The following is a 22,153-nucleotide window of genomic DNA, read 5'->3' as shown; positions in this document are numbered from 1 at the left end:
GGCCTTTTTTAGAACTTGTAGTCGAGCCCAACATTGGGCGTGATGCCGAGTTCTACATTGGACCTGCGCTTCTTGTAGTCGGCCGTGTAGGTATAGCCCGAGATGTTCTTCTGCGCGTAGGCATTGAGCAACTCGTAATAGACGCTCAGGCGCGGCGAGACGACCTGGTCGACGCGCAGATCCAAACGGTGATAGGAAGGTAGGCGTTCGGAGTTCAGCTCGCCATAGATCGGCTTGACGCGGCCATCCGGATAGGCGCCGGTGCCGACCACCGGCGTGAACAAGTTGCCGCTGTGATAGCTCCACTTGGCGCCGAACTGCCATTTGTCCGAGTACTTGTAATTGCCGACCAGATTGACCACCACCGGCTGGTCATATTCGAATTTGAACTCATGGCCGGTCACGTCGTTTTGGCGGCGCGCCTTGGCCAGACTGACCGACAACCAGCCCGATAGCTTGGAGTTGGCGACAGCGTCCTTCTTGAGGAAGAGTTCGACCCCGCTGGCATCACCGCTGCCGCCATTGCTGTAGTTCAGGGTCGGGTCGGCGATCACAAAGTTGTCGAACTTCTTCTGGTAAATCTCGGTCTTCACCGACCAGCCATCGGCCAGCGCCTGGCTGACGCCCAGCACCGAATGCGTCGCCTGCATATGGCCGAGTTTGGGGTTGCCCAAGTTCTGCAAGACCTGCAGACCATCGGGGAACTGGTTATGTTTGCCCCAGCCCATATTGAAGGTGGTGTGCTTGAGCGCACGCCATTCCAGACCCAGGCGAGGCTCGGTGTAGTTGCGATTCAAATAGCCATCGCGGGTAAAATGCAGGCCGGCGGTGGCGGCCAATTCAGGCGTTAGCTGCCAACGGTCTTTGAGGTAGAAGATCGAGTAATTGACCTTCAGCTCATCTTTGAACTTCTTGCGCTCGGCGCTGGTCAGGTCGCAAGCCGGGTCGAACTCGGTGCAGCGGGCATCCAGCAGGTCAAGATCGAGTTTGTACTTCTGCGCGAACAAGATCGTGCCCAGGGTCAGGTCATGATCCTCGCCCAGGCGTAGGCGCAGTTGGTCGCGCAGAAAGAAGTTGTCGACCTTGACGTCGGCATCCGCCGCCGAGCCGAATTTGCCCTGGCTGCGCTCATCCATATGGCCCAGCGCCAGCTTGTTGCTGACGCGTGAATTCAGGGTGTGGTCCCACACCACGGCTTGCGTGTTACTGGACTCCTTGGACTTGGAGTCGCCTGCCAGCGCCGGGTCTTGTATGGCCATATCGGTATCGGCCGGCACCGTGAACTTGATCTGGTCTTGCGCGCCCATCGCATGAAAGCTCAGCGTATTGCTCTCGTTCAAACGCCAGCTGTACTTGGCTTGATAGTCGGAAAACTTGGGCATGGTGTAGATCACCCCGCTGTCTTCGTCGGTTTGCTTGCCGCGAATCAGCAGGTCGATATAGCTCTTCTTGGCGGCGAAGTAGAAGCTCTGGTTCTCGGTCACCGGCCCTTCGACCAGCACATCCGCGCCGAGGATGCCGACCCTGATTTGCCCGCCCAGGCGGTCGCTGCGCGGCTGGCGCAGCGTGATGTCGACAATGCCGCCGTGCACATCATCGAACTCCGGGCCGAAGGCACCGGTGTAGAGCTCGAACTGCTTGACCAACTCCGGGTGCACGGTGCTCAAGTAACCGCCCAAATGGTAGACATAGCCGACCGGCAGGAAGTCGATGTAATAGGCGTTGTCACCGGGGCGTGAGCCGCGAATCGCCGGCGCGGCGTTGCCGTCACTGGTGGCCACCACGCCGGGCAGGCTTTGCAGCGCGCGCACCGGGTCGCCGCCGGTGCCGGCCACCCGGCTCAGCTCTTCGCCGCGCATCACCGTCTTGCTGACCGGCACTCGGTTGGACTGAACGATGACCGGAGCCAGTTGCTCGGTTTCCTCTTTTTTGGCGATTTCTTCGCTGGCAAGAGCAACGCTGTAGGGGCCCAGGCTGCTGCCCCAAATGGCCAACAAGGCCAGACCCAGTTGATGCCGGCGTGGTGCTCCGGCTTGCTTGTTGCTATCTTGCTGGCGGTGACTACTGCTATTCATGGTTTCCCTGTGTACTTGCTCGCTGGTCGCGATCGGCGTCATTAAAGTCGGCGCAGTTTGCCTGCGCTGGCGCCGATCCGGGCGATTACCAAGGGAGTTGCGGAATATGCTCCTTCGGGTAGCGTTTGACGGGCTGCCCCAGTTCATTCAGCTGAAATTCAGCACCCATGTAACTACCGAGTTATTTGCCCCCCTTGCTTGCGGGGGTGCAAGGGAAATTACCTAGTTTTGACACATGACTGTCACGGAGTCTTCGTTATGCTTGGGGCAGCAAAAACGTAGCCGAGCCGAGGCAACCGAACGTAGCCATCTTGATGCGGCGGGTGTTTCGTTTTGGCTGTGTTGGCTAAACGGTTGATCTGTTCTTTGCATGCGGCGACTCTTTTTTTGAATCAAGTCGCAAACGTTTGCATTTTGTGATCTGCCGTGCTTTTGGCCCCCTCCTTTTTCTACAACGTCCTGTTTTTCTTTTACGAGATATCAAGCATGAACTTCAAGCAAATTACATCCCTGAGCGTGTTGGCTGCGGCCGCGATGGTGGCGGCTGCGCCTGCGCAAGCAACGATTGCAGTCAACAGTGCCGCCTTTAGCTATAGCGAGTCGTTCGACACGCTGGCCACTACCGGTACGGCCAATGTTTGGACCAACGACAGCACCGTTGCCGGTTGGAGTTTGTTCAAGACCAACTCCACCACGGCAGTTGCCTCTTATATTGCCGACGCAGGTACCTTGAACAATGGTGGCATTCATAGTTACGGAACGACAACTGAACGCGCCCTCGGCGGAGTCGGCAGCAGCAGTTTCGCGCTGGGCTGGATTGCCGTCGCATTCACCAACACCACAGCAGGATCGTTCAGCGGTTTCAAGATTGGTTTTGATGGCGAGCAGTGGCGCGACGGCGGGGCGGCAACGCCAGTTGCTCAATCCATGGTGATGGAGTATGGCTTCGGTGCAACTTTTGCCGCAGTCACAACTTGGACAGCTCCCGGTGGTGCTTTCAATTGGTCTTCGCCCGTTACAGCGAATTTGACCACCGGCGCGGCAGTTGACGGCAACGGCGCTGGCAAAGTTGCAGGTCTGGGTGGCGATGTAAGCACCCCTTGGGCTTCTAACGACACCCTCTGGGTGCGCTGGATCGAAAAGAACGACGCCGGCAATGATCATGGTCTGGCGATCGACAACGTCAGCCTGACCGTGATGACGGCCGCCGTCCCCGAGCCAAGCACCTACGCTTTGCTGTTGGCCGGTCTGGGTGCTGTGGGCTTCGTTGCTCGCCGTCGCAAGCAAGCCTAAAGAGCTAGCAACAAGCCAGTAGTTAAAAGTAGGCGAAACGCCAGGCTGGCCCAGCTTTCACTCGGGCCGGCCTCGCGCCAATTTCAACGCCTAGCAAGAATTCGTTGATCAAGCCTGACTCAGCCTTGCTGCTGCCAGGCTTGGCTTGGCCATGCTCGCGCCTTGTCGCGCCCCCATTCACTCACCCCCTCTCGCGCCCGAATCCCGCCATGCAAAAACAAACCATCCAGCGCGCCATCGCCCTGCTGCTGAGCGCCAGCGCCGCCAGTGCGGCAATGGCTGCCAATGCAGTCAGCCCTGATCACCAGGAATTCGAAGCGACCTTGCAAGTGCCTTATCGGGCTGCTGCGGGCGCCATCGCCGAGGCGCGCAGCTTCACGCTCCGGTTCGAGTACCCCCAGGTGGAGCTGGCGCAGACGGTTTCCTGGCGCCTGGAGTTGCTCGACCCGGCCGGTGCGCTGGTGCAGCGCTGGTACGGTGTGGAGTCGCTGGTCAAGGGTGAGTTGGCGGTCAAGGTTGACTGGGCCGGGCGTCAGTTCGGCATGGCGGCAATGGACGGTGTGTATCAAGTGCGCCTGACCGCCAGTTCAGCCGTGGCGACCGAGTTGCCGTCAACCGGCGTGATGGCCGATTTTGTTGAAAACAGCTTGAGCGCGCCCGACGCGGAGTTGGTCGAACAAAGCTGGGACATGCTGGTCGGCAAGATCGCCGCACCGCGGCTGCCGGCCTTCAAGGCGCTGGCCACCGGGCGCAGCGCGACGACCACCACGACCACCACCGGCAAACTGGCCCAGCGCAGCGCCTTGGCTGCGCCTGCCCCGACCGGCCTACCCTACACCGTTTACCTCGGCAATCTGCACAGCCAGACCGGCCATAGCGACGGTGGCGGCACGCTTGGCAGTTGCGGTGGCGAGCAGCATCCGCAGCAGAATATGGGCCAGGGTCCGGCCCAGGCCTATCAGTACGCGATGGACCGCGGCCTGGACATCTTGATGACCTCCGAACATAACCATATGTTCGATGGTGACACCGGCACCAATACCGCGCAGACACCGGCTTATGCCAAAAACCTGTATCAGTCCGGCTTGGCCGCAGCGGCCAACTTCAATGCTGCGAACCCGAAGTTCCTGGGCGTTTACGGCATGGAGTGGGGCACGATCAGCGGTGGCGGCCACCTGAATATCTTCAACTCGAATGAGTTGCTGGGCTGGGAATACAACGCCAAGGGCGAGTTGCTGGCAGATACCTTCACCGAGAAGAACATTGCAGACAAGCTCTACACCTTGATGGCGCAGCGCGGCCTGGTGGGTCAGTTCAACCATCCCGCCAGCAGCGGTCAGTACCTGGTGAACGGCACGGCATTTGGCTACACCGCCGATGGTGAAAAAGCGATGGCGCTGTGCGAGGTGATGAACACCCCCGCCTTCTCCAACACCACCAATGAGTCGGACAACGGCAATAGCGGTTACGAGGGCGCTTGCAAGAAGGCGCTGGAGGCCGGCTTCAAGATCGCCTTCACGACCAATCAGGACAACCATTGCGCCAACTGGGGCGCCTCGGGCACCAACCGCAATGGCATTCTGATCCCGACCGGCGTGGCGCTGAGCAAGGATGCCTTCATTGAGGCGATCAAGGCGCGCCGCGTCTTCGCGACGATGGACAAGACCTCGCAGCTGATCCTCACCGCAAACGGCCGCTTGATGGGCGAAAGCTTCAGCAATGCCGGCCCGCTGAATCTGGTCGCCAATTACGCGCCGGGCGCCGGCAAGGCGGCCTCGACGGTGAAGATTTTTGAGGGCGTGCCCAAGCGCAATGGCACGGTGACCGAGTTCTCCAGCTCGGCCGTCAACAACTTCACGCCGGCTCTGGGCGAGCATTTCTATTACGCCAAGGTCACGCAGACCGACGGCAAGATCCTTTGGTCGGCACCGATCTGGGTTACTCAGGTGGCCGACACCGAGGCGCCTGTCGTGACGGCCAGCGTCAGCGGCAGCAGCGGCCAGATCACGCTGAACGCCAGCGCCAGCGATAACGTCGGCGTCAAGCGGGTTGACTTCAGCGTGGATGGCAGCTTGAAAGGCAGCATCAGCGCGGCACCGTTCTCGTTGAAGCTCGACTCGAGCCTGCTCGCCAACGGCAAGCACATGTTCAGCGCCGTCGCCGTTGACGCGGCCAACAATGCCGGCAGCTCGGGCAATGTGGAGTTCAGCGTGGCCAATGTGACCGACGTCAGCGCCTCGGTGAGCGTCAGCAGCTCGGGCCTGGTGTTCAATCGCGCCACACAGCGCTATAACGGCAACATCACGCTGACCGCCACCCAAACCTTGAGCGGCCCGCTGCAATTGCAGCTGGACGGCCTGCCCGCCGGCGTGACCCTGGTCAACGCGACCGGCAGCCATGCCGGCTCGCCCTACATCACCGCCAGCGCTGTAAACCTGATGGCGGGCGCCAGCGTCACGGTGCCGGTCAGTTTCAGCAATCCCAACAAGGTCGGCCTGAGCTACAGCGCCAAGATCTATTCCGGTTCGTTCTAAGAAGGACATCTCCATGAACATCAGCAATCTTTCCCAGTCTCACTTTGCGCGCAGCTTGCTGGCGCTGGCGCTGGCGGCCTCGGCCGGCTTGGCGCAAGCCGAAACCTTCCATGCCGAGATCAACACTGCAGCCTTTGCGGGCAACAGTGGCTGGCTCGATATTCAGTTCAACCCCGGCTCGCTGCCGGCCGTCGGCGCGACGGTGACCTTGAGCCATTTCACCGGCAGCTTCGGCGCGGCGCAGGCGCTTGAGGGCGATGTCACGGGTTCCTTGGCGAGCGGCTTTGTGTTGGGCAACACCAGCAGCTTCAACGACCTGTTCCAGGCGGTCAATATGGGCGGCAAGTTCGGCTTCGACATCAGCTTCGGCGGCGACTTTGTCAACACGGCGGGCGCTGTCGGCACGACCTTCTCGGTCGGTCTGCTTGGCTCGGACCAGGCCAGCTATCTGGGCAATCCGGATGGCGCCCTGTTCAAGATCGAATTGATGCCGATGAATCTCAGCATCAGCCCGGAAATTCTGAACAACAGCATCAGCTCGGTGACCGCTGCGGTCCCCGAGCCGGCCAGCTATGCCTTGCTGCTGGGTGGTTTGACGATGTTGGGGGCATTCGCACGCCGTCGTCAGGCACGCTGAATCGGATTGAGCCGAAACCAGGCCGCCACGGCGGCCCGCTCGGCCTCGCTGTAATGCAGGCCGAGCTTGGAGCGCCGCCATAGCACGTCCTCGGCGCTGAGCGCCCATTCTTCGCGCTGCAGATAGCGCAGCTCGATCGCATAAAGTCCAGGCGCCAGCTCTTGCCCGAGGTCGCTGATTCGAGCGGCGCTGCCGAGCACGCGGTCGATGCGCGAACCATAGGCCCGCGCCAAGCGCCGCGCAAGCTTCGGGTCAAGAAAGTCATAACGCTGCGCAACAACGGCCACCAGACGCTCAAAGTCGCTGTCCGGTCGAAGCGGCGCACCGATCCAGTCGCGCAGGTCGCCGCCGGGCAAAAAGGCCTTTTCGGTCCAGGCCGCGCGCCTGTCCCCCAGCATGGCGTCGATCAGGTCGGCGGCGTCCTCGGCCAGCTTGCGAAACGTGGTGATCTTGCCGCCCCAGACGCTGAGCAAGGGAGCGGCCTCGGTGTTCGTCTCCAGCAAATAGTCGCGCGTGACGGCAGACGGGTCACCCGAGTCGTCATCGAGCAAGGGTCGCACGCCGGCATAACTCCACACCACATCTGCCTGGGTCACCGGTCGCGTGAAGTAGCGGCTGGCTTGTTCGCACAGATAGGCAATTTCATCCTCGTCGATGCTGGCCTTGGCGAAACCGTCCAAGGCGGTGGGCGCCAGCTCCACATCGGTCGTGCCGATTAGCGTGTAATCGCCTTCGTAGGGAATGGCAAAGATGATGCGCTTGTCGGGATTCTGGAAGATGTAGGCATGGTCATGCTCGAAGCAGCGCTTGACGATGATGTGGCTGCCCTTGACCAGACGCAGATGTTTGGTCGCCAAGGCCTCGCCTCGCGCCGGCTTGGCGACCTGGCGCAAAAAGCTCTCGGCCCAAGGGCCGGCGGCGTTGACCAAGGCGCGCGCGCGCACTTGGCGCTGCCCTTGCGGCGTGGCAATCTGCGCGGTCCAGCCCTCGGCATCGCGCTGCACCGCGGTGACCGGGCTGCGCGTCAGCATTTCGGCGCCCTTGTCGCGTGCGTCGAGCGCGTTCAGCAGCACGAGACGAGCGTCATCGACCCAACCGTCGGAATAGATGAAGCCGCGCTTGTACTGCGTCTTCAGGGGTTCACCCAGCTTTGAGCGGCGAAGATTGACGCCGCATGAGCCGGGCAGCACCTCGCGACGGGCCAGGTGGTCGTACAGGAACAGGCCCAGGCGCACCATCCAGGCCGGCCGCATCGCGGCGTCATGCGGCATCACAAAGCGCAGCGGCCAGATGATGTGCGGCGCGCTTTTGAGCAGCACCTCCCGCTCCTGCAGCGCCTTGCGCACCAGCGAAAACTCGTAATACTCCAGGTAGCGCAGGCCGCCATGAATCAGCTTGGTGCTGCTGGACGAGGTGTGGGCGGCAAAGTCCGAGGCCTCGGCCAAGATGACCTTCCGGCCGCGCCCGGCCAAGTCGCGCGCAATGCCGGCGCCGTTGATGCCACCGCCGACGATCAATACGTCAAAATGTTCTTCCATCGCCCTACTCTAAAGCAAGAATCATGACCTACTTACTCGCGCTCGATCAAGGCACCTCCAGTTCACGTGCCATCGTCTTCGACGGCCGGGGCCAGATCGTTGCGATGGCGCAGCGGGAGTTACGCCAGATTTACCCGCAGCCCGGTCATGTCGAGCATGATGCGCTGGAAATCTGGCAGGGCCAACTCGCCACCGCCCGCGAGGCACTGGCCAAGGCCGGCCTGCGCGCCGGCGACATCAAGGCGCTGGGCATCACCAATCAGCGCGAAACCACCGTGCTGTGGAACCGCAAGACCGGCCTGCCCATCCATCACGCCTTGGTCTGGCAAGACCGCCGCGCCGAGCCGACTTGCGCCGCGCTGCGCGAGCAAGACCTGACCCCGCTGGTGCAGCGCAAGACCGGCCTGGTGATCGACGCCTATTTTTCGGCCAGCAAACTGAAATGGCTGCTCGACCATGTGCCGGGCGCGCGCGCGCAGGCCGAACGCGGGGAGCTGGCCTTCGGCACCATCGATTGCTGGCTGGTCTGGCAGCTGACGAAAGGTGCGGTCCATGCGACCGACGTCAGCAATGCCTCGCGCACGATGCTGTTCAATGTGCATACAAACCGTTGGGATGATGAGTTACTGGCCGCGCTGGATATTCCGCCTTCGGTCTTGCCCGAAGTGCACCCGTCCGCGCATCAGTTCGGCACCGTCGCTGCCGAGCATCTGGGCGGCGAAATCGTCATCGGCGGCATTGCCGGCGACCAGCAGGCCGCCCTGTTTGGGCAGGCCTGTTTCAAGGCCGGCATGGCCAAGAACACCTATGGCACCGGCTGCTTCATGCTGATGCACAGCGGCGAGCAGTTCCAGAGTTCGGCCAATGGCCTGATCACGACCAGCGCGGCGCAGATCAGCGCCACACCGGAATTCGCGCTGGAAGGCAGCGTCTTCATTGGTGGCGCGGTGGTGCAGTGGCTGCGGGACGGCTTGCAGGCCGTGCATACCAGTGGCGAGGTTGAGGGCTTGGCCGAAAGCGTGCCCGACTCCGGCGGCGTGATGTTTGTACCCGCCTTCACCGGCCTGGGCGCGCCCTATTGGAACGCGGAGGCGCGGGGCGCCATCGTCGGCCTGACGCGCGGCTCGACGGTCGCCCATATCGCCCGCGCCGCTTTGGAGAGCATCGCCTTTCAGAGCGCCGCGCTCTTGCTGGCGATGAGCCGTGATGCGCTGGCGGCCGGCGGTGCGGCGGTCAGTGAGTTGCGCGTCGATGGCGGCGCCTGCGTCAACAATCTCTTGATGCAATTCCAGGCCGATTTGCTGGGCATCCCGGTCGTGAGGCCACGCGTGATCGAGACCACGGCGCTGGGCGCCGCCTATCTGGCCGGGCTGAGCTGCGGCGTCTACCGGGATTTGAACGAGCTCGGTGGCCATTGGCAGGCCGAGCGGGTGTTCCGCCCGACCATGCCGCGCGAGCGGGCGCTTGAGTTGATGGCGAACTGGGAGCGGGCGGTGCGGCAGGCTTGCGCGACTTGAGATTGCAAATCCTGACGCGGCGGCGTGGTGCCGCCACCTACCGCATTTGATTAGCGCCCGATATGTTTCGCTAGAAAAGCCTCGATACGTTTGTAGTAGGCGATGCGATTGGCTTCGAGCATGAAGCCATGACCTTCATCGGGGAACACCAACCATTCGGGCGGGCGGCCCTGCGCACTCAAGGCATCGCGCATCGCCTCGGCATGCACGATTGGCACCCGCCTGTCGCCTGCGCCATGAATGATCAGCAGTGGCGCCTTGATCTTGGCCGCCAGCTGACGCGGCGAATGCGCGTCCATGATCGCCCGGTCGGTGACCGGGTTGCCTATGGCTTCACGCAGAAAAGCCCCGGCGCCGGCTGCCGTACTTTGGTTGAAGTCGGTATAGCCTAGCTCTAGCCACCAGGTCAGGTCGCTCACGCCGACCACGTCGATGCCGCATTTGAACAAGCCCGGCTCACGCGCCAAACCCATCAGGGTGGCATAGCCGCCATAACTCGCACCGCCGATGCACACACGTTCGGCATCGACAACCCCATCTGCGATCAGCTTGGCGATGCCATCGGTCACATCATCTTGCATGCTCTGGCCGAGTTGCTTGAACCCGGCATAGAGATGCTTGGAACCGAAGCCCATAGAGCCGCGGTAATTGGGCTGCAGCACCGCGTACCCGCGCGAGGCCAAAAATTGAGCATCCGGATCCCACCGGTATTCATCGCGCGCCCAGGGGCCACCGTGAATCCAAGCCACCAGAGGCAATTTTTTCGCCTCCTTGCCGGACGGCAAGGTCAGGTAGGCCGGGATCTCGAGCCCGTCACGGGCTTTGTACCGGAGCACGCGCACCTCGGCCGCCTGAGCCCGGTCCAACCAAGCGCGTGGGCGAACGATCTCGCGCAACTCGGCCTTGAGGGGATCGTAGAGATAGGTCGCGCCAGGATCGCTGCCTCCACTGGTGTTGACGACGATTTGGCCGTCGGCAAGGGGCTGGAGCGAGTTCACATTGCCCTTGGGCAGCGTCGCATCCATGGCCGCTTGCACCTTGGCAAGTTTTTCTTCAAACCAAACCGTCTCGGACTTGTCTCCGTCGATGCGCAAGCCAATCAAAGCATGCGTTAGCGGATCGAAAATCAGCGGCGAGGCGGCCCGCCCAGGATTGCGCGGATTCTCGGCCAAACCCAAATCGAAGCGCGGATGGGCGGCAATTTTTTCACCCAATTTTCCGGCCACCGGGTCGAATTTGTAGATGGCCTTTTTGTCTTTGCTCTCCAGCGCGGTGGCTACATACAAGCTGCCCTCTTTGTCAAAGGCCAAGGGCTCAATCTCGGGTTGAAACGCTGGGCTGACCGCCAATTTACGCCACGGAGCCCGCTCACTGTCGCGGTACCAGAAGGTACTCGCCAGGGTGTTCGAATCAACCGACAAGGCCGCCCGGGCCTGCAGTTCCCGGTCGAGCGCCCAATGGCGGACCGAGCCCGGATTGTCCTCGGTGATCAGCGTGCGCTTGCCGGTGCGCGTGTTCAGGCGAATCAGGTCGGGGCTGTCCGCCGAACGCTCGTTGGACCAGGCAATGATTTCATCTTCCGAGCCGGGCACGCGTTCGAAAAATTCGGTGGAGCGGCAAATTTTGTTGGCAAGCATGCAATCTTGTTGGGTCGGCGAGAGGGTCCGGCCACCCCGACCATCCGCGTCCACCGCCATCAGGCCGCCACCCGTTTGTTCCGCCAAGCCGCGACGGTAATCGGTCACGGAGAACACCAGGCGCTGCTCACTGATCCAGCGAAAACCCGCCACATCGTTGCTTTCAAAACTGCTGACTTGGCGGATATCTCCCTTGGCCACATCCACTACCAGCAGATTCATGCGGCCCTTCACTTCGCTCAGCGCCGCGAATTGCTTGCCGCTCGGGGAGAAGGTAATGCGGTCGAGCTTGGGTCGGCGCACAAAATCTTCAACCGGGGTCAGGGGTTTGAGCAGCGCAGTCGTTTCGGCCGCCACGGCCGCGCCAGCACTTAGCAGCAGCGCGAGAGTGATATTTTTGACAAGCAGCAGATGCTTCTTCATGAATTGACTCCTCAATGCGTCTTGCAGCTCAAGCGGCAATCAGCCAACCGGTGATCGCTGTGCGCTCGGCGTTGGCAAACGGCGGCACGTATGAAACAAAGTGCGATTGCGGCACCTTGAACAGCGAGAGCGAATTGAAATGCGGGAAGTAGCTGTCGGTGACGCTGCCGTCCGCCTTGGTGAAGTGCAGCAAGCCGCCCCAATCCGGCCGCCATTTGCGTGTCAGGTTGATCACGTAGGCCAAACGCCTATCTTCGGCATCCACATGGTCATCATGTGCGACCAGGAAATTGCCCCGCGTGTACATGGTGGCCTGTGCATACACCCGGTTGATCTCGGTAATGCCGGTGATCTGGCGGATGGTGGCCATGAACTGCTCGTCGGCCATCCAGCGCATGAAGCGCGCCAGCAAATCGGTGTCGCCGCGCTTGGCGGCCGCAACCATTGATTCGGTGAAGAATGAGAACTGGAATTCATTGCGGGCCACCGTATTGACGCCTTCGACCAGCATCTCGCGCTGCTCCGGAGTCAGAGCGCGCAATTGTTCGCCGCTCAGTACCCGGTCGCCCTTGGTGTCCCGGTAGGTCAGCGCCCAGTCGATCTGATCGACGGCCGCACTCAGTGCTTGGACCACCGCAGGATCGAAGAAATCACGGATCAGCACGCGCCCGTCGCGTTGGAACGACCGCCCAAGTTGCTCTATGTCTAATTCAGGGTTGATGTACTGCATGGCTTTGCCCCATTGCTCAAAAAAAAGGCAGGCCCGAAGGCCTGCCCGATATTCTCACCGCGATCGGTTTAGAACTTGTAGTTTGCGCGCAGGTAGTAGGTGCGGCCCTTCACGTCGGCATAAGTTGGGTCGAAGCCAACCTGGAAGTAATCTTCCTGAACGGTTGACGGCGGCTTCTTGTCCAGCAAGTTGCGGATGCCGGCGGTGATGGCCAGGTTCTTGATGCCCTTGTACTGGCCTTGCAGATCCCACAGGTCATATGCTGGGACCTTATGGACCTCGTCGTAGTCCTCGTAAGAACTTTGACGGAAGTAGCGCACGCCAGCGGCCCATGCGCCGGAATCCCAGTCCAGCGACATCGTCTGCTTGAACTTCACGGCCGGGCCACCGCGGGCATATTTGCCCAGGTTGTCAATCTCAACACCGGTCACGACGTTGGTGGTCGTGCTCTTGGTCAGCAGCGTAGCTTCCCAACCAGGTGTGAAAGTGCCCATTTCCGAACGGATGCGGTACTTGGCGCTGAAGTCGAAACCAGAGGCGCGTTGCTTGCCGATGTTCTCCAAGGACGCATTGACATAGTCAAGATAGCCCTTGGCATTCTTGACCAGGCGGTTTGCGTACACCGAAGTGCTGGTGGTTGGGCCGGTCTGGTTCTTGTACCAGTCCTTCATGATGTCATCGCCCGACAACGTGGTAATACCATCGGTGATCTGGATGTCGAAGTAGTCGACTTCGGTGGACAGATCCTTGATCGGCTCGAACACCATGCCCAGCGATGTCGTCTTGGACTTCTCGGGCTTCAACTTGGAATTGCTGTTGTTGATGGCCGTCAGCTGCGTGTCGCAGTAGTTAGGGTCAGGCTTGTTGGCGCAACCCACCAAGGTGTTGTAGTAAGGGTCGTTGAAGTTGCCGGCCAGATTGGTGCCGGCCGAAGGCGCGTACAAATTGTCCAGCGCCGGGGCACGGAAGCCCTTGCCTGCCGAGGCCCGCAAGAGCAGGGTCTTCATCGGGGTCCAACGGATGCCAACCTTGGGGCTGGTGGACGACATGTCGGGAGTCGTTGAACTACCGTCACGCGACTCGCCCTTGGAGTTGCTGTACTTGTCGGAACGCATGGCCAGGTTGAGCTCCACGTCCTTGATGACGGGCAGGTTCAACTCGGCGAACAGACCGCGCGTGTTGCGCTCGCCCTTCACCTTGCCGGCATTGCCCGAGCCGCCAACGATGTCACCCGAGCCGGCGATATCGGAATAGCCGTCCAGGTATTTTTCCTTGCGCAGGTCCAGGCCCACGGCAATCGCGGCATTGCCGCCGCCCATGGCGAACAACTCGCGCGTCACGGAGAAATCGAAGCCATCGGTGTCGGTGTGGGAATTGCGGTTCTCACCCGACAGCTCAGCCGTCTTCAACAGCGCCAGGCCGGCGGCGTCGTTGGCGCCAAACGGGTTCACATTGCCGGTCTTCAGCACTTGAACCAGCTTGGTGTCGGAGAAGTTGCCGGTCAGGAAGGACTCAACCGCCGTTGCCTTGGCCTTCATCAGCCCCGCTTTGTAGTCGAAGCCGGCAAAAGTGCCCTCGGCGCCGACCAGCACGCGGGTCATGTCATTGGTGGTCTTCGTCAAGCGCTGGCCGCCATCAACCATACGCCATGCGATCACCAAGTCACCGCGGTAGCCTGGGAAGGAGGCATCCACCTTGGCGGTCGGGTAGAACTTGCCGCCGGCCGGGTAGAGGTAGTCAGGACGACCGGTGGTGCTCGACGGTGTCTGTGAGGAGCCGAAGGTGATTTCGTTCTTCGAGTAGGCGAACTCGCCGAACAAAACCGTATCGGAGTTCAGCTGAACCGTGGCGCGCGCCAAGGCGCCCATGCGCTCGGACGCCGGCACGATGTCGATCTTGCTGGAGTAGTCGTAGCGGCAATTGGATCCGCCCTTGAAGCTGTCCGGTGGTGCGCAGGTCGGGAAGCCGGGCACGCCTGGCACGAACGAGCCGGCCTTGTCCTTGCCGTCGACAGGAGAAATATAGGTATCGTTCAGATAGGCATTGGCCGGGAAGGTATTGCCCGAAGACTTCACCACACCAATGTCGGGGCGGTTGCCGGTCTTCGAAAAGTCGCGGTCAGAGGCCTTGATGACGTCGTATTTTTCGTAGCTGAAGGTGCCCAGGATGTTGAACTTGTCCTTGGCCAAATCGCCGAATCCGGCGCCGCCGGTGATGCCCTTGACCTGGCCACCCTTGGCTTGCGGGGATTCGATCGAGACGGTGAATTCGCCGCCGGTGAAGTCCTTGCGGGTGATGAAGTTGATCACCCCGCCGATCGCGTCGGAGCCGTAGGTGGCCGAGGCGCCGTCACGCAGCACTTCGATGCGCTCGATGGCAGCCAAGGGGATTGCGTTCAGGTCAACGCCCTGACCGGCAAAGGGATAAGGTGTCAAACGGCGGCCGTTCAGCAAAACCAGCGTGCGCTCGCGACCCAGGCCGCGCATCGAAGCGCCGGTTTGGCCGGTCGCGTTCGAGTCACCGATGGACTCGCCCAAGGAGCGGCCACCGCCGTTGTTCGAGCTCAGGCGGTCAACCAGTTCCTGCACGTTCGAGGCGCCGGACCGGTCGATCGAAGCGCGGGTGATGACGGTAACGGGAACCGAGGTCTCCGCGTCGATTCGCTTGATCGACGAGCCCGTGATGGCGACACGTTCAAGAGTTTCCTGGCCCATCGCTACTGGGGCCGTAATCGCCAATCCGCCGGCATAAATCAATGCCAAGGCGGTACTAAGTCGGGTTGTTTTCAACATCGAGCACTCCTGCTTTAAGTGGTGTTAGTGCGGTTGCGTTAGGGCTGTTGTGTCAGTGCTTTGCCGCCGGCCGCATTGGGCCAAACTGCGTTTTTTCCGCACCGTAAAGTGCGGTGATCGCATTTTTTAGCCATTCGCCCGCCCTTGAGCACCGGGGCAAACCCTTCGAGTTGTCTTTTCGCATCGCCCGGTCAGTGACTTTGGGCACTTCGTGCGAATATATTTTTACGATATGGCCAAGCTGGCTTAGGCGTCTTTGAGGCTGTAAGCCTGGTGCCAGTCGGCGATTACGCTGACCATGGGCCCGAGTTCGGCGTTCAAGGCCATCAAGGTGGCCGGTATTTGGCCGGCATCGCCATGCACAGAAGCGGCCGCTTCGAGCGCGGTGGCACGCTCGGCCAAGGCGGTGAGCCCCAGGTTGCCGGCCAAGCCTTTGAGCCGGTGGGCAGCGCTGCACAAGGCCGGCAGGCCGGTGATCTGGGCCTCTTCAAACAAGGTCTGATGCTGTGCATATTGCTTGGCAAAGGTGCCCAGCAATTTGGCCAGCAATTCATGGCGGCCGGCGCAGCGCGTCAGGGCTGCCGCGAAATCGGTGCCCGCCATGACCGGCCATTGGGGCACTGAACCGGTGTGTGGCTTGCTTGCGCTTGGCGTGACCGGCGCAATCGTCGGCGCTCGCTCGGCAACGCTGCGGCGCGGCATGCCCTCGGTCTGCGCCAACAAGACGCGGATCAGCTCGGCTTGGTCGATCGGCTTGGTGACATGAGCGACCATACCCGCGGCCAGGCAGCGCCTGCGTTCCTCGGGCAGCGCATGGGCGGTCAGCGCCAGTACCTTGAGTTTGGGTGCTAACTGATGAATCAGTCGGGTTGCCTCGTAGCCGTCCATATCGGGCATTTGCACATCCATCAGCACCAGGTCGTAGCCGCTGGGGCCCGCTTCGCGCAGCCGCTGCAAGGCCTGCGCGCCGCCCTCGGCGGCCATCACATCCGCGCCCACCGCCGCCAGCATGTCTTGCAGAATCTCGCGGTTGATGTCCACATCATCGGTGATCAAGATGCGCAGGCCGCTGAGTGGCGCCGAGCCGAGCGGGTTCGATGGCTGAGCCTCCAGCGGCGGGGCCTCCTCCCGGTGCGGCGTCGAGACTTCGGGTGTGGCCTGCAAAAATGGCAGATCCAAGGTGAAGCAAGACCCTATCCCCGGCTCGCTGCTGACGCTGATGCCGCCGCCCATGGCCACGGCCAACTGGCTGCTGATGCTCAAACCCAGGCCGGTGCCACCAAATTTGCGGGTCGTGGACGAGTCGGCCTGCTCGAAGGCGGTGAACACCCGCGACTGCTGTTCGGGCGATATGCCGACGCCGGTATCGGTGACGGCAAACAAGAGTCGGCCGTTTTTCTGTTCAACCGCCAACACCACCCGGCCTTTGTCGGTGAACTTGATCGCGTTGGACAGCAGGTTGACCAAAATCTGGGTGGCCCGCAGCGTGTCCAGCATGACCCAGTCATGCGTGGCCTTGTACTCGATGCGCAGTCGCAGGTTTTTGGCATCGGCACGCTCGGACACCAGCTCCAAGACCTCTTTGACCAGATGGCTGAGATTGCAGGGCAGGTTTTCAATGTCCAGCTTGCCGCTCTCGACCTTGGAGTAATCCAGGATGTCATTGATGACGCCAAGCAAATGGCGGCCCGAGCGCACGATGCGCTCGAAGCCGCTGCGTGCCGCGATGGGGTCGCCGCTGCGGCCAATGCCCAGTTGCGCCAGACCCAAGACGGCGTTCAAGGGCGTGCGGATTTCATGGCTCATATTGGCGAGGAAGTCGCTCTTGGCCAAGGCCAAGCGCTCGGCCTCGTCTTTGGCCTGGCTGAGTTCACGTTGCAGGCGTTTCAAGGAACTCACTTCGGTGCCGAGATTGAGCACGGCTATCGGCCGCTCCTGCGCGTCCAGCAGCGGCACCGTGGTGATCAGGTAATCATTGCCGCCGGCCTTCAATTCGCCCAATTGACGCTCGACGGTCAAGCTGCCGGCGCCGGCCATCAGGCGGGCGTCGATGTCGGCAATCTCGGCCGCCATTGCGGCCGGAAATACATCGCGCGCCGTTGCTCCCAGTACCTCCTGTCGACGCGTCCCCGTGGCACGCTCGAAACTGCGGTTGACGAGGGTGTAGCGGCCCTGCAAATCGCGAATACTGAGGGTGATGGGCAGCGCCTCGAGAATGCTTTGTATCAAGAGCTTCTCGGCCACCAACTCGGCCGTGCGCTCGCGCACCTCGTCCTCTAGCCGCGTGCGGCTGACTCGCAGTTCGGTCTCGGCGCGCACCCGCGCGGTGATGTCATGCCCGAACACCACCACGCAGGACTCCTCGCCCAGCAACAGTCGCTCCATCTTGATGTCCCACCAGATCGGTGCGCCATCGAGCCGCTTTGATTGCCACTCAAAATACTGCGCGCCGTGTTCGACCGTGCGGTGTACACGCTGCATCAGCTTATCTTTGGAATAGGGTTCGCCCGGGCAAATCAGGTTGACGTCCAGTTCGGCCACTCGCGCGCAGCCATAGGCCATCAATGTCTGCGCGTTGGCAAAACGCAAGGCACCGCTATCGCCTTCAAGAATTTGAATACAAGTCAACGAGTTGTCGAGCAAGATGCGCAGGCGCTCTTCACTGTCACGCAAGTCTTGCGCGGCCACCTGCTGCGCTCGCACGGTGTCGGCCAGCAAGCGGCGCGAGCCCTCCAAGGAAGAGGTGACATGCCAAAACAGGGTGCCATAGCGAACCACCAGCCAACCCAAAATCAGGCTGATGGCGACGTAAACGACGACATGGCCGATCGAAGCCGCAGCATTGCCGCCAGTGACGGCGGAAAAGGCTTTGAAGCCGACGATCCAGCCCTGCGCTTCGAGCTGCCAGAGCGCCAAATAGCCAAGCACGGCCAAGGCAGTGGCAAGCTTCGCGGACCCGGTACCGACCATCAAACCTATCACGACCAGCAGCGCCGTCACGGCGATCAGGCCCGGAGCATGCACACCCAGCCCATTCAGCACCGCCGTGCCGAACAGCACCAAGATGGCCGCCCAACTGAAGAAGGCTGCCGCGACCCGCACGCCAAAAAAGCGCGCCACGCCAAGCGCACTCAGCGACAGCAGCCATATGCAGGCAGCCGTCCGCATCTGAGTCAGGCGGCCGGACCAGGTTTGGTCCGTTTGAAAGGCCGTGATCAGCAGATGTATCGTGGCGGCAGCCAGCATCAGGCTCAATAGCAAATAGGCACTGCGGCCAATCTGCTCGACCAATTTGCTGTTCAGATCGCCCAGGTTCTGATAGCGCTGATGGTTCACCGTGGCGTGCGACGTCGCACTTGCCCCATCAATTTCACCTTCCATTGGGCGCTCCCGCTGGCGTCGTTCAGCCGTGCTGATTCAGCTTGTGAATCACCCGGCCGAGAAACTGTTCGACCTCCTGGCTTTGATCCAAGGAGCCCATCACTTTGGCGGCTTGCTTCTTGATGATGTTGCTGAGGAAATTTTCTTGATCGTCGGTCAAACCCAGCTTCACGAAGCTGAGCTCCACCTCTTCGGTCAGCTCCTCGAACGCGCGCAGAATTTCCATGCGCTGGGCCTGGCTGCGGGCCGAAATGTCGGTCAAGGCGCCTCGCGTCATGCTGACCAGATGGCGCACATCGGCCAAATCGCGGGTCGCCAATTCGGTGTCGAGCGCGGCCACGCGCACGATCGCGCCCTCGACCAGCATCGCAACGTTATCGATCGCGCGACCCATGCGCTCCGACTCGTTGCGGTCCATTTCGATGCCGCCACGGTCCATGCGCAGATTGCGCACAAACAGCACCACCGAGCCATAGGCGAAGCCGGTATGGGGCCCCAGTGGCCGAATCCGTTGGCCTTCTTTTTGACTGATCAAGTGGTCAAGAATGGAATTTTCCAAGGCGCTGCAAGGGCCGCGTCCGTTGCCGGCAAACAGCTCGGCGCGCCCCTGAATCCGCACGCAGCCCTCCAGCGAATAGCGCTGCAAGGCGTCAAACACTGCTTGAGCGACATCGGGATAGTCGGCGCAGGTGCCGAGTTGGCGCTGGAACTCCAGCACCACACCGGCCTCGCCCATCATGTCGGCGGTGGACAAAACCGCATTCAAGGTTTCTTCCAGTTGCCCGCTCAACTCCTGTTGTTTGGCGCGGTTGCTGAGCACCAGACCAATCTTGGCGATCAGTTCTCCGGCATCGAAGGGCTTGGGCAAGTAGTCGGCACCACCGGCCGCATAACCCTGCAAACGCTCGTCAATGCTGGTGCGGGCGGAATGGAAGATCACCGGGATCTCGGCGCTGGCATGGTTGGCTTTCAGTTGTCGGCAGGTTTCATAACCATCCAGGCCCGGCATGTCGACATCCAGCACGATCAGATCAAAAGTCTCGGCCGCACAACGGGCCAAGGCTTCACTGCCGCTGGTGACGCTGCTGATTTTGTAATCGTCCTCCAACGTGGCTTCAAGCATTTGCAAGGTCAATTCGTCATCGTCGACGAGTAGCACACGTGAAGTCTCTGACATTTTCTGTTTCCCCTTGGTATCTCAACGAATTACTAGGAGGGTCGGCCGTGTTGGCGGTGCGCCCTTTCAGGACATCGACAGTGGCGAGCAAAGCTTGAGCCTCGCTCGCCGCATCGACATTATTGAACCAGCAAACGGCGCCGCCGCATAGGCTCGATTGACAACAAAAGCTACAAGCCCAGTCCCTGTCCCAACCCAATCAGGGTCGCCACGCCGAGCAGGGCAAAAATCAAGGCCGCCACCGCATGCACCAGCCGCACCGGGATGCGCCCCGCCATTTTGTCGCCCAAGAATACCGCCGGCACATTGGCAATCATCATGCCCAAGGTGGTGCCCGCGACAACAGCGAAAAAGGCATTGAACTGCGCCGCCATCGCGATGGTGGCGAATTGCGTCTTGTCGCCCATCTCGGCCATGAAGAAGGCCACGACGGTGGTGCCGAAAACGCCTAACTTCAGCTTCGCGCCGCCTTCCACCTCCTCGTCGATCTTGTCGGGAATCAGCGTCCAAATCGCCATCGCCAGAAAGCCGATGCCGAGCACCCAACGCATGGTCAGCGGGTTGACATGGGCGGTGATCCAGGATCCTAAAGCACCCGCAAAGGCATGGTTGGCGACGGTGGCGACCAGGATGCCCAGACAGATTGGCAGCGGTTTTCGAAAGCGCGCCGCCAGCAAAAAGGCCAAGAGCTGGGTCTTGTCGCCAATTTCGGCAAGGGCGACAACGCCGGTGGATATCAAAAACGCTTCCATCTTTTTCCTTACGCGGCCGGCATGTAAAAACCAATGACCACCCTCACGCCGGCCGCAAAGCAGGTGCAGGTGGTCAAAGGTCTTGCCAGGTAAAGACTGTTACTGCCGGCGCCATGATCGTAAGGATCAAGTATGTTGACGCAGGCCGGCACGTAATGTGCAGCGGCTACTCCCCAATGACGGCGCAATTTTAACCCGCTAACTCAGTGGCGCTTCGCTGGCCGACGCAGGCTGTCCGAGCTCAGGTCCAAGTCGATTGCGGGGATCACCCAGGCATCCGGATACTGTTGGCGCAGCCCTTCGCCGGCCAGCGTGAGATCACCCACCACCACGCTGCGCACCGCCTGCGGCCGCCAATACTGCTGGGCGAGGGCCTGCAATTGTTCGGCGCTGACTTTTCCAAGTTCATCCGAATAGCTGGCCAGATCGGCCAAACTCTCGCCGCGTTCGAGTTGTTCGGCTGCCATGCCGGCGATGGTCTGTGTGCTCTCCATTTGCCGAGCGAATTCGCCGATCAGGCCGGCGCGCCGCGCGCTTAACTCTTCCTCGGGGACGGGCTCCGTGGCCAGTCGCAACAACTCGCTGCGCAAGACATCTGCCACCTCGGACGCGTTTTGATGCTTTGTTTGGCTGCTGAGCAGCAGAAGACCGCCCGCCGGCAAGGACTCGGCGCTGCTGTACGCCCCATAGCTCAAACCCCGCTTGATGCGTACCTGCTGATTGACGCGCGAGGAGTAGCCGGCGCCCAGCACCGCACTGGCCAGCGCGCCTATGCGCAACTGCGAACGCTCGGCCGCACTTGAGCGCAGCGGCGGGTGGGGCGGGTAGGGTGCCAACAGCAGCACCGTGCTCTGGCCACTGCCGGGCAGGTCCACCAGCAAGGTCGACGGGCCGAGCGCTTGCGGGCCCATGCTGAGTTCGGGCCTGGCATGTGTGGAGGTCGAACGAGGCGAGCGCCAACTGCCGAAGTAGCGCTCGGCCAAGGCCTTGCCTTGGGCCAAATCGAGATCACCCGCCAAGACCAGCGTGGTTTGCTCGGGGCGCAATTGCTGCCTGCAAAAATTGATCACGTCCTCACGTCGAATGCGCGCCAGTGACTGCTCGGTGCTGAGACGGCCGGCCGGTGTGTCGCCCCAATACAGCCGCCAAGCCAGCGCCGACGCCAAAGCGCCTGGGTCGGTTGCCTCCAGCCTGATCGTCTCTTGCAACTGCAGGCGGCTGCTGGCTATTTCATGCGCCGGCAATGTCGGCGTGCGCAGCACATCGGCCAGCAAGGCCAAGCTGCCACCCAGACGGTTGCTCATCACCGTCATCGACAATCGGCTGGCCTGCGCGCCGGTGCTGATTTCAATCCCGCTGCCCAGCGCGTCGGCGGCATAGGCCAGCGCGGATGCATCGGCCGTCGTGTTGCCGCGCCGCGCGCCCTTGCCGAGCACGCCAAAGCTCAACTCCGCCAAACCGCTCTTGCCCGGCGGATCGGAAAGGCTGCCGGCTCGCACGCTCAACATGGCCGTTACCAAGGGCAGGCCGCGTCGCTCGACCACCACCAAAGCCATGCCGTTAGTCAAGCTCGTCTGGGCAAACAGGGGCAATAGCAAGGGCTGCACGGGCGCGGGCGCGGGGGGGATGTCAAAACCAGCGGCTCTTGCTGGCATGGGGAGCAGCAA

Annotated in this window: 13 protein-coding genes and 1 riboswitch; of the genes, 4 read left to right on the top strand and 9 right to left on the bottom strand. The window is 61.5% G+C overall.

The annotated features are described in order from the left end of the window. Positions 1–8 precede the first annotated feature (8 nt). Positions 9–2,075, bottom strand: coding sequence for a TonB-dependent receptor plug domain-containing protein (locus LNV07_RS21485; RefSeq protein ID WP_263573245.1), 2,067 nt, complete (start codon positions 2,073–2,075; stop codon positions 9–11). Between the two features lie 426 nt (positions 2,076–2,501). Here LNV07_RS21485 and LNV07_RS21480 point away from each other — a divergent pair, with 426 nt between their 5' ends. The 3 genes from LNV07_RS21480 (at position 2,502) to LNV07_RS21470 (ending at position 6,539) form a co-directional block, all read left to right on the top strand. Continuing rightward, complete coding sequence (locus LNV07_RS21480) at positions 2,502–3,368, top strand: PEP-CTERM sorting domain-containing protein (protein WP_263573244.1); 867 nt, start codon at positions 2,502–2,504, stop codon at positions 3,366–3,368. Positions 3,369–3,577: 209 nt separating this feature from the next. Then, positions 3,578–5,902, top strand: coding sequence for a CehA/McbA family metallohydrolase (locus LNV07_RS21475; protein ID WP_263573243.1), 2,325 nt, complete (start codon positions 3,578–3,580; stop codon positions 5,900–5,902). A 13-nt stretch (positions 5,903–5,915) separates the two neighbouring features. Next, positions 5,916–6,539, top strand: a complete 624-nt coding sequence (locus LNV07_RS21470) for an NF038129 family PEP-CTERM protein (RefSeq protein ID WP_263573242.1) — start codon at positions 5,916–5,918, stop codon at positions 6,537–6,539. Here the strand turns inward: LNV07_RS21470 and glpD are convergent. Next, on the bottom strand, positions 6,527–8,077 hold the full coding sequence (gene glpD, locus LNV07_RS21465; RefSeq protein ID WP_263573241.1) for a glycerol-3-phosphate dehydrogenase: 1,551 nt from the start codon (positions 8,075–8,077) through the stop codon (positions 6,527–6,529). The two genes, LNV07_RS21470 and glpD, sit on opposite strands and share 13 nt — an antisense overlap. Before the next feature lie 23 nt (positions 8,078–8,100). On the opposite strand from glpD, the gene glpK reads away from it, so the two are divergent. Next, on the top strand, positions 8,101–9,594 hold the full coding sequence (glpK, locus tag LNV07_RS21460) for a glycerol kinase GlpK (RefSeq protein WP_263573240.1): 1,494 nt from the start codon (positions 8,101–8,103) through the stop codon (positions 9,592–9,594). Between the two features lie 50 nt (positions 9,595–9,644). Here the strand turns inward: glpK and LNV07_RS21455 are convergent, their stop codons facing one another. The 7 genes from LNV07_RS21455 to LNV07_RS21425 form a co-directional block, all read right to left on the bottom strand. Next, positions 9,645–11,654 (bottom strand): S9 family peptidase, encoded by a 2,010-nt coding sequence (locus LNV07_RS21455; protein WP_263573239.1) that lies wholly within the window; start codon positions 11,652–11,654, stop codon positions 9,645–9,647. 28 nt (positions 11,655–11,682) lie between these two features. After that, positions 11,683–12,384 carry a 2OG-Fe(II) oxygenase gene (locus tag LNV07_RS21450; protein WP_263573238.1) on the bottom strand — a complete coding sequence of 234 codons (702 nt, stop codon included), beginning with the start codon at positions 12,382–12,384 and terminating at the stop codon, positions 11,683–11,685. A gap of 68 nt (positions 12,385–12,452) precedes the next feature. Beyond that, complete coding sequence (locus LNV07_RS21445) at positions 12,453–15,176, bottom strand: TonB-dependent receptor (protein WP_263573237.1); 2,724 nt, start codon at positions 15,174–15,176, stop codon at positions 12,453–12,455. Positions 15,177–15,422: 246 nt separating this feature from the next. After that, positions 15,423–18,557, bottom strand: coding sequence for an ATP-binding protein (locus LNV07_RS21440; RefSeq protein WP_263573236.1), 3,135 nt, complete (start codon positions 18,555–18,557; stop codon positions 15,423–15,425). 22 nt (positions 18,558–18,579) lie between these two features. Continuing rightward, positions 18,580–19,734, bottom strand: coding sequence for a response regulator (locus tag LNV07_RS21435; RefSeq protein WP_263573235.1), 1,155 nt, complete (start codon positions 19,732–19,734; stop codon positions 18,580–18,582). A 170-nt stretch (positions 19,735–19,904) separates the two neighbouring features. Then, positions 19,905–20,486, bottom strand: a complete 582-nt coding sequence (locus tag LNV07_RS21430; RefSeq protein ID WP_263573234.1) for a TMEM165/GDT1 family protein — start codon at positions 20,484–20,486, stop codon at positions 19,905–19,907. Positions 20,487–20,496: 10 nt separating this feature from the next. Beyond that, positions 20,497–20,673, bottom strand: a riboswitch (yybP-ykoY riboswitch). A gap of 16 nt (positions 20,674–20,689) precedes the next feature. Continuing rightward, positions 20,690–22,141, bottom strand: a complete 1,452-nt coding sequence (locus LNV07_RS21425) for a M16 family metallopeptidase (RefSeq protein WP_263573233.1) — start codon at positions 22,139–22,141, stop codon at positions 20,690–20,692. Positions 22,142–22,153: the final 12 nt, after the last annotated feature.

Source organism: Roseateles oligotrophus (assembly GCF_025717515.1).
In the GTDB taxonomy this organism is placed as follows: Bacteria; Pseudomonadota; Gammaproteobacteria; order Burkholderiales; family Burkholderiaceae_C; genus Paucibacter_A; species Paucibacter_A oligotrophus.
This window is presented reverse-complemented; position numbering and strand designations above follow the sequence as displayed.

Excerpts from the sequence above, each read along its gene's own strand:
- LNV07_RS21445 (WP_263573237.1), bottom strand. The coding sequence starts at position 15,176 with ATGTTGAAAACAACCCGACTTAGTACCGCCTTGGCATTGATTTATGCC.
- LNV07_RS21470 (WP_263573242.1), top strand. The coding sequence starts at position 5,916 with ATGAACATCAGCAATCTTTCCCAGTCTCACTTTGCGCGCAGCTTGCTG.
- LNV07_RS21435 (WP_263573235.1), bottom strand. The coding sequence starts at position 19,734 with ATGTCAGAGACTTCACGTGTGCTACTCGTCGACGATGACGAATTGACC.
- glpK (WP_263573240.1), top strand. The coding sequence starts at position 8,101 with ATGACCTACTTACTCGCGCTCGATCAAGGCACCTCCAGTTCACGTGCC.
- glpD (WP_263573241.1), bottom strand. The coding sequence starts at position 8,077 with ATGGAAGAACATTTTGACGTATTGATCGTCGGCGGTGGCATCAACGGC.
- LNV07_RS21450 (WP_263573238.1), bottom strand. The coding sequence starts at position 12,384 with ATGCAGTACATCAACCCTGAATTAGACATAGAGCAACTTGGGCGGTCG.
- LNV07_RS21430 (WP_263573234.1), bottom strand. The coding sequence starts at position 20,486 with ATGGAAGCGTTTTTGATATCCACCGGCGTTGTCGCCCTTGCCGAAATT.
- LNV07_RS21475 (WP_263573243.1), top strand. The coding sequence starts at position 3,578 with ATGCAAAAACAAACCATCCAGCGCGCCATCGCCCTGCTGCTGAGCGCC.
- LNV07_RS21485 (WP_263573245.1), bottom strand. The coding sequence starts at position 2,075 with ATGAATAGCAGTAGTCACCGCCAGCAAGATAGCAACAAGCAAGCCGGA.
- LNV07_RS21455 (WP_263573239.1), bottom strand. The coding sequence starts at position 11,654 with ATGAAGAAGCATCTGCTGCTTGTCAAAAATATCACTCTCGCGCTGCTG.
- LNV07_RS21440 (WP_263573236.1), bottom strand. The coding sequence starts at position 18,557 with ATGGAAGGTGAAATTGATGGGGCAAGTGCGACGTCGCACGCCACGGTG.
- LNV07_RS21425 (WP_263573233.1), bottom strand. The coding sequence starts at position 22,141 with ATGCCAGCAAGAGCCGCTGGTTTTGACATCCCCCCCGCGCCCGCGCCC.